The organism is Knoellia sinensis KCTC 19936, from assembly GCF_000768705.1.
Classification (GTDB): domain Bacteria; phylum Actinomycetota; class Actinomycetes; order Actinomycetales; family Dermatophilaceae; genus Knoellia; species Knoellia sinensis.
The window spans coordinates 63308-76202 of record NZ_AVPJ01000017.1 but is presented as its reverse complement, the minus strand read 5'-3'; the positions used below and the strand labels follow the sequence as shown (position 1 = coordinate 76202).

Here is a 12895-nt window from a genome sequence, read left to right as displayed (position 1 = left end):
TCAAAGCCCACCACTCCACGGGACTCATACTGCTCTGGGTCCGCCGCACCAGCGTCCCACTCCGCGAGAACCGTGGCTGTCTGCGTCTTGAGGTACTCGGCGAGGTAGTCCTTGCGGCGTTCGCTGGGCGGGCCTTGTCGCGCGCGAGGACGCGTCGAGAACTTCGTCGCGCCTGAGTTCACGATATGGGTGATGAAGTCGGATGGCGTAGACATGTCATAGTCGTCGCCGGCAAGGACTAGCAAGGCATCGCCCAGGATCGCGCCTCCGGTCATGCCCACGCCAGCGAGATCGAAGAGTTGCGAAGCGCGAGGGTTGAGCCGTTCCTCGCCCCACTGTGGGTAGTGGGAGTTGACGTAACAGACAACGTCGACGCCGCCTATCGTCAGACGGCCTCCCTCGACGGGCCCACTGTTGACATATGGGTAGTAGCTGGTCGCGTTCCGTTCGTTGACCTGCACCTCCGATATCGGGGAGGTGCCGTACGGGATGTGCACCGCCTTGATGGTCACGTGCGAGACCTCCGATTTCGTTCTGGTTGGTGGCTCATGACAGTTCGGGCGCGCTCGTGCGCGCGACGCATGGTTGTGCGTGGGCGGGCCTTGAACCGTCAGGACGACAACGCATCAGCTGTCGTCGAGACCCAACTCCTGCCTCAACTCAGCAATCACGGCCTCCCAAAGGTGCGGCGCCACCGCCTGCCTGAGGTCGGCAGCGAGTGCTCGTGCAGCACCCGTGGCAATCACGACGTTCAGGCTGCCCGTTGATGTGGAGTCAGCTGGCGCGGCGTGCCGCGCGACCGTACCGACGCTTCCTGAAGCAACCCCTTCCGCGGTGCGCTCAGCTGCGTGGGTTGGCTGAATTGGCGCGTCGAACAGGGCCGTCTGCTCCAGGCCACGCACCTCCGCCAGCTCGATCAGTGCGTCCGACACGTGCTCCGTAGGCAGGGGCAGAGGCGTGCCGGAGTGCAGAACCGTGAGGTACTTCGTCGTCCGCGTCAGCGCCACGTACAGGTGGCGGAGGCCCCATTCAGACTCGTCAACGATTGCCTCCGGGTCCACAACCACAACAGCATCGAACTCCAAGCCCTTCGACTCGGATGGGCGGGCGAGGTTGATGGAACTGTCCAGGTCCCCAGAACCCACGTTGGCCCATTTCACATCGTGTGCTTTGAGCTCGTCCTCAAGGCGTCGGCGATGGCGATCCGGGCAGATGAGGCCGACGAACCGACCGCTCCCGGCGTGGGCGCGCGCCGCGGCGAGCGCCCTCGCGGAGATGTCGAAGTCGTCGAATTCTCCGACCTCGATCAGCTCCGGGTCGGCGGGGCCCTCACGCACAACGGTGGGCGGCTTGAGCCCGGGCGCGATGTAGGGAAGCAATTGCGCCGCGAACTCAAAGACCTGACGGGGGACGCGATAGCCCAACTCAAGCGGTTGCACCGTCACCGGAAGATCGGTGGATAGAGCCGCGGTGAGGTCGTCCCATGACTCCCTCGCCCATGGCCCGGTCGACTGGGCGAGGTCTCCCACGATCGTCATCGAGCCAGATTCGGACCGACGTGCGATCGACCGCAACTGCATGGGCGACAGGTCCTGCGCCTCGTCCACCACGATGTGCCGGTATCGAACCGACGGGCGTCCGTTGAGCAGTTCCTCGGCCTCGTCCAGGAGCGCGACGTCCACATCCGACCACCGCTCATCGGAGACCTTGTCCGAGGCCTGCCGAAACAGCCGGCCGATCTCAGTGCCACTGAAACCGTCACCTGCGGCGGCGAGCAGGCGGTCGCGCGAACCAAAGAGATCACGTAGGAACGCGACAGCACTCAGAGACGGCCAGACGCGCTCGACGGCAGCTTCGAGCGCAGCAGCCGCTGCGCCCGGGCCACGGGGGTTGCGTGCTTCGACCTCCCGCTGCAGGAAGGCGCGGAAGGAAGCGCGTCCGTTGGTATAGGTGCCCTTGCCGATGTGGTTGGGGAGCTCGGCCTCAATCTCCTCGCGCGAGAAGCCCTCCGCACCGAATCCGCTGCCGACCGTGAGCATTTCCGTCCGCTCGGGGAAGCGGACGCGCTGCCAGAGCGCGGTTCGCAGGAGCTGTGCCATCCGCAGCTCACCCTTGAGTCGTCTGATCGAGGTGCCCTCGTTGCGGCCAGTCGACTTCTGCGGGCCGAGCGCCTTGAGGTCGCGGTAGACGACGTTGTCGTCGCCCAGTCCCGGAAGGACGCTGCGGATGTATCGGGTGAACGTGTCACTAGGCCCCACAACCAGGACGTCCTCTGGCAGAAGGTCGGGAGCGTGGTTGAACAGCAGCCATGAGACGCGATGCAGGGCGACCGCCGTCTTGCCAGTGCCGGGGCCGCCTTGGATGACCAGCAACTGCTGCATGTCGGATCGGATCAACTTGTACTGCGCCTGATGAATCGTCTCGACGATGTCGCGCATTTCACCGGTGCGGCCCGCCTCGAGGTCGCTCAGGAGCGCGTCATTGATCCCCCACATCTCTTCAGCCGAGGCGCCGAGCTCAGCCACTCTGCGGGCCAAGTCTTGGAACACGACGTCGTCGAAGTCCTGGATGGTGTTCCGTTCGCACTTGAACGAGCGCCGAAGGCTGACGCCCAACGGATCTTCGAACGTGGCCTCGTAATACGGACGAGCGGCGGGTGCCCGCCAGCTGACCACGAGCGTGTCGAAGTCGTCGTTCGAGATGACGTGATTACCCACATACAGGACGTCGTCACCGATATCAACGCGACCGAACGCCACAGCGTCGTCGCTGCCGCCCAACTCCTGGAGCCGACCATCGGCCGCCTTCCTGACCGCGGCCACAACCGTCCTCGGTCCGCCCGCGGCCGACCCGGCGTCGGCAAGCGTGGAACGGGTTCCCTCCCTGGCCAGCCACGCGCTGTCAAAATGCGCCTGCTCCTGCTGCAGCACCTCTTCTTTGGTCGGCATTCTTTCCCCAGTGGTCCTTCCAGATCGGCAACGTGTGGCACGTTAGCCGCGGGCGCCGACAAGGGCGCCCCTTTTCGACATTTGCCGTGTCTGCCCGACGTGTCCACGCATAGTGGTTGACCAGTCGAGGAGTACGCCGTCCAGCTGGCTCGCGCGCACCCCTCGCGTCCCACACGCGAGTGGAGGCGGAAGCGGGCGCGGCTTCGTCGGCGGGGGCGAAGGTGCTGCTGGTGGGGGACTGGGCGCCGTTGTCGCCGGTGCACGCTTGGGGCGCGTTCAAGCTGCTGGCCGATGCGGGGCGGGCCTGCAGGCGGCGAGCCCGCGATGGAGCAGGTTGTCAAGGACCCGTCTGATCCGGCGAAACCGGTAAAGATCGGGCGGCATCGGGCTAGCCTGCTGGTTGTGACCGAGCCATGGGTGTCTGCCGATGTGATCGCTGAGCATCTTGGCGTGACCAAGGACAGCATCTACGGCTGGATCGCCAACAAAGCAATGCCCGCCCATCGCGTTGGGCGGCTCTGGAAGTTCAAGATCACTGAGGTCGACGCGTGGGTGCGCGGCGAGGGGGCCGCTGACACCCCCGACGATGGGGCCGGCCGATGAGGATCATCGACAACGTCAGTGAGCTGCTCGGCGACGACTTCAAGCGTGAGATCACGCCGGGCTCCAAGGTCCGGATCGCAGCGTCGGCGTTCTCGATCTTCGCGTTCGAAGCCCTCCGCAAGGAGCTGGACCAGGTCAGCGAGTTGGAGTTCATCTTCACCTCACCGGCTTTCGTGACGACCAAGGTCACCGACAAGCTCCGCAAGGAGCGCAGGGAGTTCTTCATCCCCAGTGCCGGCCGCGGTGAGTCCAGCCTGGCCGGCTCCGAGTTCGAGATCCGCCTGCGCAACAAGCTCACCCAGCGCGCCATCGCGCGCGAGTGTGCTGAGTGGGTTCGCCGAAAGGTGACGTTCCGGTCGAACTCGACTGGTAAGCCGATGCAGCAGTTCGCCGTGGTCGCCGACAAGGCGGCTTACATGCCGCTCCAGGGCTTCACCACCGCAGACCTCGGGTACGAACGCGGCAATGCCGTGTCCAACATGGTGCATCGCATCGACGACACGCCCATGACGGCGCAATACATCGCCTTGTTCGACCAAATCTGGAACAACCCCGCGCAACTGGACGACGTCACTGATGCCGTGCACGAACACATCGCCAACGTGTACGCCGAAAACTCGCCGGCGCGGATCTACTTCCTGATCCTCTACAACCTGTTCGCTGAGTTCCTCGAGGACATCAACGAGGACGTTCTCCCGAACGACCGCACCGGCTATCAGGACACGCTGGTCTGGAAGAGCCTCTACAACTTCCAGCGCGACGCGGCCACGGGCATCATCAACAAGCTCGAGACCTACAACGGCTGCATCCTCGCCGACAGTGTCGGTCTCGGTAAGACCTTCACTGCGCTCGCCGTCATCAAATACTACGAGCTGCGCAACAAGTCCGTCCTCGTGCTCGCCCCGAAGAAGCTCTCCGAGAACTGGACCAATTACAACGCCAACCTCACCACCAACATCTTCGCGAGCGACCGATTCAACTACGACGTGCTCGCTCACACCGATCTCTCGCGAACGCGAGGGGAGTCACTTGGGCTCAGGCTCGATCGCATCAACTGGGGCAACTACGACCTCGTTGTCATCGACGAGTCCCACAACTTCCGCAACGCGGACTACGCCGAGGAGAAGGAGTCGCGGTACCAGCGCCTCATGCGGCGGGTCATCCGCGAGGGCGTGAAGACCAAGGTGCTCATGCTGTCGGCTACGCCGGTCAACAACCGCTTCAACGACCTGAAGAACCAGCTCCAGCTCGCCTACGAAGGTGAGTCAGAGAACCTCGCCCAGCACCTCAGTCTCTCGACCACCATCGAGAAGGTCTTCAGCGGCGCGCAACGCGTCTTCAACGACTGGTCGAAGCTCCCGCCCGAGGCCCGAACCACCGATCAGATCCTCAAGATGCTCGACTTCGACTTCTTCGAACTGCTCGACTCGGTAACAATCGCCCGTTCCCGCAAGCACATCCAAGCTTTCTACGACACCAGTGAGATCGGTGCATTCCCTGACCGCTTGCCACCCGTATCGATCCGCGAACCGCTCACGGATCTGCCAGGCATCGCGACGTTCAACGAGATCTTCGAGCAGATCCAGGCGCTCACCCTCGCCGTCTACACGCCGCTCGCGTACGTGTTCCCCAGCCGGTTGAGCAAGTACGAGGACCTGTACGACGTCAAGGGCGGGACCGCCCGCTCCAACTTGGGGCAACGTGGCCGAGAGCAGGGCCTCAAGAAGCTCATGACGGTCAACCTGCTCAAGCGTTTGGAGAGTTCTGTTGAAGCTTTCCGACTCACCTTGGCCAAGATCGAAGCAGGCGTCGACCACACGCTCGGTCGTCTCGAGTCGCACGCAGGCGCGGTCAACGAACTCACGGTCGACTTCCAGAACTTCGACCTTGATGTCGATGATGAAGACGACGCGAACGTCGAGGCCCTCACATTCGGCGAGAAGATCAAGATCGACCTCGAAGACATCGACATCGAGTCTTGGCAACGAGACCTCTGGAACGACCGCGAGACCCTGCGCGAGCTGCTCGAAGAGATGCAGAAGGTCAGTCCTGACCACGACGCCAAGCTTCAGCGGCTGAAGCGCCTTGTCACGGACAAGGCGGCAGACCCAATCAACGCGGGCAACCGCAAGGTTCTGATCTTCTCCGCATTCGCCGACACCGCCGAGTACCTCTACAAGCAACTTGCGTCGGCCTTCAGCAACGCCGGCTTGGAGAGCGCGATCATCACCGGCGGCGCGCATGCAGCCAAAACCACGCTCGGCACGGGACACGACTTCCAGCAGGTACTGACTCTGTTCTCGCCGCGGTCGAAGCAGCGCCACCTCACGATGCCCAAGGCGACCGGCGAACTCGACGTCCTGATCGGCACCGACGTCATCAGCGAGGGCCAGAACCTGCAGGACTGCGACTACCTCGTCAACTACGACATCCACTGGAACCCGGTCCGCATCATCCAGCGCTTCGGCCGCGTCGACCGCATCGGCTCGACCAACGCCCAGATCCAACTCGTCAACTTCTGGCCGGACATCTCACTCGACGAATACATCAACCTCAAGGAGCGCGTCGAGAACCGCATGGTCATCGCCGACCTGGCCGCGGTCGGTGACGACAACATCCTCGATCCCGCGAGCGCAGACGCGGCCTACCGCAAGGAGCAGCTGCGGAAGCTTCAGGACGAGGTCATCGAGCTCGAGGACGTCCGGTCCGGGGTGTCGATTACGGACCTCGGCCTCAACGATTTCCGCATGGATCTGCTCGGCTACATCAAGGAGCACGGCGAACTCGACGCACTGCCCAAGGGGCTTCACGCGGTTGTTCCCGCGGACCCGGCAAAGGGACTCCACCCCGGCGCCATCTTCGCTCTCCGGAACGTCGGAGCAGACGAGAAGATCAACGGGGGCAACAGGCTGCACCCGCACTACCTCGTCTACCTCGCCGATGACGGACGTGTGCTTGCAGACCACACCGAAGTGAAGAGCCTGCTCGATCTGATCCGCGCAGGATGCCGGCCATACGACGAGCCGGTCGCTGCGGTGACCCGCGTCTTCAACGCCGCCACCAGCGAGGGCGCGGAGATGGGCAAGTACTCCGAGCTCCTGACAGTTGCCATCCGCTCGATGATCGATGTCACCGACGAACAGGACCTCGACAGCCTGTTCACCGACGGAGCCACGACCGCGCTCACACAGACGATCGGCGGCTTGGACGACTTCGAACTCCTCGCCTTCATCGCGGTTGTGGAGTCGGGGGAGGGTTCTGCATGACCGCTTTCCTCTACCGCTGGTCGCCAGCGGCCAAGTTCGGACGCGCGGTGCCGAAGACGAAGATCTACGAACACGCGACCCTTGCCGCAAGCGTCAAGGACAAGTTCGTCTCGGACGTTCGCAGGATCACGTGGGCCTACAAGCTGGCCGAGTCCACGATCAACCTCCCGGGCAGCGCCGAGGTGCCAGAGATTCAAGTCTTCGAAATCGAATCCAACGCAGATGACGTGTCCGAGGGGGTGCTCGCCGCGATCGACAAAGCTGTCCGGACGCCGATCATCTTCGAGATCAGTCGACGGGACGGCGGCGCCGACGCAATCCGCATGGTGGCGGCCCACAAGCAACTCGGGACAGGTGCTCCGAAGATCGGCCCGTACTTCAGCACCCCGTGGCTTCCCGCCTCGAGCGAGCGAGGCGCGGTTCCGACGTCGGTCGATCTGCTGAGCTTGTACACGGCCCTGCTGCAGCCGCTTACTCCAGTCGCCTCTCGTCCTGGCGAGAAAGTGTCGGACGTCGTTGGCAGACTCACGGCCGTTCGCGCACTCGAACGAGAGGTCGCCGCCCTGGAGGGGAAGCTTCGCAACGAACCGCAGCTCAACCGGAAGGTCGAGCTGCGCCGGACGTTGAAGGCGAAGCAAGCTGACCTTGCCAAGCTCGCCAACCCAACCGAAAACCCTGCCGCGGGCAAAACGAACTGAGGATCACGTGGAGAAACTTCGAATGACGTCACCCGACCTGACCGTGAGCAACGTCGCCAAGATCGCCGAGCTGTTCCCGTGCGTCATCACCGAGTCAGTCAACGCCGACGGCATCCCCGTGAAGGCAATCGACTTCGACGTTCTCCGCCAGGAGTTGTCCGATCATGTCGTGGAGGGTCCCCGGGAGCGGTACCGGCTGGACTGGCCCGGAAAGCGAGCCGCAGCGATCGCCGCCAACACTCCCATCGCCAAGACACTCCGGCCGGTTCGTGGCGAGTCCATTGATTTCGATGCAACGAGGAACCTCCTTATCGAGGGCGACAATCTCGACGCGCTCAAGCTGCTTCAGGAGTCGTATCTGGGCAAGGTCAAGTTGATCTACATTGACCCTCCGTACAACACCGGAAGTGACCTGATCTACGACGACGACTTCGCGCGATCGCGTGCCGAGTTCCTCGTCGGATCGGGCCAGAATGACCGGTCAGGGTCACGTCTCGTTGCTAACCCAGAAACGAACGGGCGCTTCCATTCTGACTGGCTCAGCATGCTCTACCCGCGCATCAAACTGGCGCGGAATTTGCTCTCTGAAGATGGGGTGCTGGTGCTCTCCATCGATGATGGCGAGCACGCCGGAGCCGTGGAAATTTGCAAGGAGATCTTCGGGGCGAGCAACTACCTTGCGAGTGTCGCACGGGTGACGAAGAAGACCTCCAATAAGGGGACACACTTCGCTCCTTCGAAGGACTATCTGGTGACGGTTGCCCGGAACGCGGACGCTGTCGGACCACTGATGGACGAGGTCGATGAGGCGTACCGGAGGAAGTTTTCAGCGACCGACGAGCGCGGAGCATTCGCGACGGTTGGGCTGTACCAGGCGAGTCTTGACCCGCTTCGCGGTTGTTCGAATCAGCGCTACTGGATCGAGTGCCCGGATGGCTCATTCGCGCTGCCACCTGGCCCCCACCGGCCAGAGATCATCGAAGACGCTGCGAATCTCTCGCCGACATCACGAGAGGACAAAGTCTGGCGGTGGAGTTTCGACTCATACCTGCAGAAAAAGGAGCTACTGGTCTTCAAGGAAACGGCGACCAGCCCGCTACAAGACGAGGCGGGCAACCAATCCAAATGGAACGTTTACACCAAGTATTACCTCGACGATCGCCTCGCCGACGGGAAGCGACCGCGCGACTTCCTCGACGGCGTAACGAACGATCAAGGCGCGAAGGCGCTTAACGAACTTGGAATGGGCAAATTCTTCGACTACTCAAAGCCACCTGAGCTCGTGCGCCGTCTGCTCGCATGGATTGCAGACCCTGACGCGCTTGTCCTTGACTTCTTTGCAGGATCAGGAACCACCGGTCACGCGGTAATGCAACAAAACGCGGCCGACGGTGGTCGCCGGTCCTTCATCTGCGTGCAACTTCCAGAGGAAATCGACAAGAAGAGCGAAGCCATCGGAGCCGGATACACGACGATCTCTGAACTTTGCCGAGAACGGTTGGTCCGATCGTCAGAACAGGTGGCCGAGCGGGCGGGATTGACGGCCGCCGAGCTCGATCTAGGCTTCCGATTCCTTCGCACGGACTCAACGAATTTGACCGACGTGTTACGCACACCTGACGAAACAGGCCAAGACGAACTGGCTGGACTCGAGGACAGCGTGAAGCCTGGGCGTACTGGGGAAGATCTGCTCTTCCAGGTGCTCATCGCCTGGGGACTCGAAGTATCCGTTCCAATCGCCGTTGAGCAGGTGGAGGGTAGGGAAGTTTTCGTGGTTGACGACGGCGCCCTCGTCGCGTGCTTCGACGACGTAACCCCGGAGCTCGTCCGCGCTCTTGCGAAGCAGGAGCCGTTGCGAGCTGTGTTCCGCGACTCGGGGTTCGCATCTGACGATGCGCGAATCAACGCGGAGCAGACCTTCAAGGAGCTTTCGCCGGCGACCGACGTCAAGGCCATCTGACCTGATGAAGCTCCAGTTCAAGATCCAGCAGTACCAGACCGACGCCGTCGACTCGGTCGTCGACGTGTTTGCCGGGCAGCCTCGTCGTACGGGCGTCTCCTATCGGATCGACCCCGGCACGGTGATGCCGAGCACGGTGCCGGCCTTGTTCGAGACCAGCACGATGCCGGATTCCGGTCTGCGCAACGCGGAAATCGAGCTCTCTGCAACGCAGCTGCTCGCTAACCTGCACCAGGTACAGAAGTCCCGAAACCTGCCGCTGGCCGCGAAGATCGTCGACAGCAAGGCGGCGCCAGGCGCGCCGAACCTCGACATCGAGATGGAGACCGGTACCGGAAAGACCTACGTCTACATCAAGACGATCATGAAGTTGAACAAGCGTTACGGGTGGTCGAAGTTCATCATCGTCGTGCCGTCGGTGGCGATCCGTGAAGGCGTCAAGAAGTCGTTCGACGTCACCGCCGAGCACTTCCAACAGACCTATGGGACGAAGCCCCGGTCGTTCATCTACAACTCGTCGCAGTTGCACGAGATCGAGCGGTTCAGCTCTGACGCGGGCGTGCAGGTCATGATCATCAACATCCAGGCCTTCAACGCGACAGGCAAGGACAACCGGCGCATCTACGACGTCCTCGATGACTTCCAGTCGCGCAGGCCGATCGACGTGATAGGCGCCAACCGGCCGATTGTCATTATCGACGAGCCCCAGAAGATCGGTGCCCCTAAGTCGCTGGAAGCGCTGTCGCGCTTCAACGCGCTGATGGTGCTGCGCTACTCGGCCACCCACAAGGTCGAGCACACCAAGGTGCACCGGCTCGACGCGCTCGACGCGTACAACCAGAAGCTCGTGAAGAAGATCGCCGTCCGTGGCATCACCGTCAAGGGCCTAGCGGGTTCAACGGCTTACCTGTACCTCGATGCAATCGAAGTCAAGAAGGGACAACTGCCAACTGCCCGGGTGGAGCTCGAAGTCCAGACCAAGGGCGGCCCGATCAAGCGGCAGCTCAAGCGCGTCACCAAGGGGACCCGACTGTATGATCTCGCCAACGGCATCGAGGCGTACAAGGACCTCGTCGTCACCGATGTCAGCGCGATCGAAGACACCATCACGTTGAGCAATGGCGACGTGGTTGTCGCTGGACAGCTCGCAGACCGCGACGTCACAGAGGAGACCAAGCGGCGTATCCAGATCCGTGAGGTCATTCGGGCGCACATTGACAAGGAGCGGGAGCTCTTCAGCCGGGGCATCAAGGTCCTCTCGCTGTTCTTCATTGACGAGGTCGCCAAATACCGCGACTACGAGCGCGAGGACACCCTCGGCGACTACGCCCGACTGTTCGAAGATGAGTACGCCGCCCTCGTCGAAGAGGCGCTCGGCGAACTTGAACTTGACGGAGCGACCGCGGCATACCAGCAATACCTCCGGCGCGATCAGGCCCGGGACGTGCACCAGGGCTACTTCTCGATCGACAAAAAGACCAAAAGGCTCGTCGACGGCGACACGCACAAGACAGGCGACGAGAAGGGCCAGTCCAAGGACGTCGCGGCATACGACCTGATCCTCAAGCACAAGGAGCGACTGCTCTCGTTCGCCGAGCCGGTGCGCTTCCTGTTCTCCCACTCAGCACTCCGCGAAGGCTGGGATAACCCCAACGTCTTTGTCATGGGCATGCTGAAGAAGAGCGACAACACAATCTCCAGGCGTCAGGAGATTGGTCGCGGACTTCGGCTGGCTGTCGACCAACACGGTGAGCGGATGGACAACCCGGTCACGGTGCACGACATCAACGAACTGACCGTGGTGACAGACGAGTCGTACACCGACTTCGTGGCTGGCCTCCAGAAGGAGATCGCAGCGTCCTTGGCCGCGCGGCCGCGAAAGGCCAGCGTCAAGTTCTTCCTCGGGAAGACGTACCAGACCGAGGACGGCGAGTCGGTCGTGGAGGAAGCCCTCGCCCAGGCCCTCTTCAGGTACCTGGTCAAGAACGACTACATCAACGACGACGACACGATCTCGTCGGAATACGTCGAGTCCAAGGCGGCCGGGACACTCGCTGAACCAACATCAGATCTGTTGAAGCCGGTCATCGACATGATGTGGACACTGGTCGACTCGCTGTACTTGGAGCTGCCGAAGCCCATCGATGGACGCAAGCCCAAGAAGATCCCGCTCAACGAGGAGAACTTCCGAAAGAAGGAGTTCCAGGAGCTCTGGGGTCGGATTAATTACAAGGCCGTCTACCAGGTGGAGTTCGACTCGGCCGAGCTCATCGGCAAGTGCGTTGCCGCACTCGACACGCACCTCAACGTCGCGGCAACGCAGTATGTCATCCAAGCCGGCAAGCAGCGTGAGTCGCTGGATGCCGACGACCTCGCGACGGGTGCGGGCTTCGACGTTTCTACAACGAGCACCCACACGGAGCCGGTGTCGGCTGGATCGCAGGTGAAGTACGACCTTCTCGGCGAGATCACCGAGAAGACCCAGCTCACCCGGCGGACGGCGGCGGCGATCCTTGGGCGCATCAACCCCAACACGTTCGCCAAGTTCCGGCTCAATCCGGAACAGTTCATCACTGAGGCGGCACGTCTGATCAACGAGCAGAAGGCCACGGTCATCGTCGAGCACTTGGCCTACGACGCGCTCGAGGACCGGTTCGACGCGGCGATCTTCACCGAGAACCAGAGCGCCCAGGACTTCACGAAGGTGGGAGGGAAGCTTAAGAAGCACGTCTACGACTACGTGGTCACGGATTCGAAGATCGAGCGGGAGTTCGTGACCGAGTTGGACACGAGCAAGGAAGTTGCCGTCTACGCCAAGCTGCCTCGCGGGTTCTTCATCCCGACGCCCGTCGGCGACTACAACCCCGACTGGGCGATCGCGTTCACCGAAGGCTCCGTCAAGCACGTGTACTTCGTCGCTGAAACGAAGGGGTCTCTGTCGACGCTCCAGTTGAAGGGTGTCGAGGACGCGAAGATCGAGTGCGCACGCAAGTTCTTCGCCGAGGTCAACACCAAGTTCGAAGGTCAGGTGAGATACGACATCGCGGACAGCTACTCAAAACTGATGGAACTGGTGGTGAGCTGAGGCAAGTGCCGGGGTGGCTCGGGTGGGTGCGATAGAACTTCGAAGCACACGGAGGCGCCTTCCGCCGCTCAGCCCAGTGTGCCTCACTGCTCGCGGAGCAGGGCTGTCGCGCCGTTGTTGCACATTTTTTGCACACGACCGCTCGATCTGGCCGGCGCGGAGGCGGTCAGATCGTCCGGTTCGTGCGGGGGGAGAGCGCCCAGCCCGCTTGCAAGCGCCCCCTCAAGTCCCTCGTAATGAACCGGTTCCACCGGACAGCCGGCAGATCTCTTGGCATCGAGATTTCGTGCACCACCTCGCGCAACATCTCAAGACGAGTCGGGGTCGATCGCGGT

Annotated in this window: 7 protein-coding genes; 5 read left to right on the top strand and 2 right to left on the bottom strand. The window is 62.3% G+C overall.

Going from position 1 to position 12895, the window contains the following annotated elements; genetic code table 11:
• Together N802_RS16625 and N802_RS16620 are read right to left on the bottom strand one after the other, a co-directional pair.
• Positions 1-512: hypothetical protein (locus tag N802_RS16625; RefSeq protein WP_035918438.1), on the bottom strand; the 512-nt coding region annotated here is incomplete at its 3' end.
• Between the two features lie 114 nt (positions 513-626).
• On the bottom strand, positions 627-2948 hold the full coding sequence (locus N802_RS16620; RefSeq protein WP_035918436.1) for a HelD family protein: 2322 nt from the start codon (positions 2946-2948) through the stop codon (positions 627-629).
• Between the two features lie 324 nt (positions 2949-3272).
• On the opposite strand from N802_RS16620, the gene N802_RS16615 reads away from it, so the two are divergent.
• Genes N802_RS16615 through N802_RS16595 form a run of 5 tightly spaced genes read left to right on the top strand, consistent with a single transcriptional unit; the run spans position 3273 to position 12560 of the window.
• Positions 3273-3551, top strand: a complete 279-nt coding sequence (locus N802_RS16615) for a helix-turn-helix domain-containing protein (RefSeq protein WP_425402492.1) — start codon at positions 3273-3275, stop codon at positions 3549-3551.
• Positions 3548-6817 (top strand): helicase-related protein, encoded by a 3270-nt coding sequence (locus N802_RS16610; protein ID WP_035918433.1) that lies wholly within the window; start codon positions 3548-3550, stop codon positions 6815-6817. The genes N802_RS16615 and N802_RS16610 overlap by 4 nt, the downstream gene beginning before the upstream one ends.
• Complete coding sequence (locus tag N802_RS16605) at positions 6814-7515, top strand: DUF4391 domain-containing protein (RefSeq protein ID WP_035918431.1); 702 nt, start codon at positions 6814-6816, stop codon at positions 7513-7515. The genes N802_RS16610 and N802_RS16605 overlap by 4 nt, the downstream gene beginning before the upstream one ends.
• A 22-nt stretch (positions 7516-7537) precedes the next feature.
• Positions 7538-9475 (top strand): site-specific DNA-methyltransferase, encoded by a 1938-nt coding sequence (locus N802_RS16600; RefSeq protein ID WP_052110079.1) that lies wholly within the window; start codon positions 7538-7540, stop codon positions 9473-9475.
• Positions 9476-9479: 4 nt separating this feature from the next.
• Positions 9480-12560: a type III restriction-modification system endonuclease gene (locus N802_RS16595; RefSeq protein ID WP_035918426.1), complete on the top strand. Its 3081-nt coding sequence runs from the start codon at positions 9480-9482 to the stop codon at positions 12558-12560.
• Positions 12561-12895: the final 335 nt, after the last annotated feature.